Origin of the sequence: Salmonella sp. SAL4457, from assembly GCF_046548235.1 — a bacterium.
Classification (GTDB): Bacteria; Pseudomonadota; Gammaproteobacteria; order Enterobacterales; family Enterobacteriaceae; genus Salmonella; species Salmonella enterica.
In genome coordinates this window covers 1-249 of sequence record NZ_JBGDZO010001020.1, presented here as the reverse complement: position 1 = coordinate 249, position 249 = coordinate 1, and the positions used below count along the sequence as shown (strand labels likewise).

General features: G+C 65.1%; 1 protein-coding gene. It reads right to left on the bottom strand.

The window, feature by feature from the left end:
• A partial coding sequence (locus ACLJNW_RS27260) for a hypothetical protein (RefSeq protein ID WP_410961678.1) occupies positions 1-249 on the bottom strand: 249 nt, incomplete at both ends.

Here is a 249-nt window from a genome sequence, read left to right as displayed (position 1 = left end):
CTTCAGGCGCGCGCCGACGACCTTGGCCTTGGCGTCACGCTCGACCTCGACGTCGGCCGGGTTGAACCAGTCCTTGCCGCCGTTGGCGGTGGTCCGGTAGTAGGTATCGGCGACCACCATGCCCTGGGTCAGCAGGTTCTTGAACGGTTCGTCGCTGCCGACCAGGCCTTCGTCGCGCATCAGCTTGTGGAAGAAGCGCGCATAGAGCAGGTGCAGGATGGCGTGCTCGATGCCGCCGATGTACTGGTC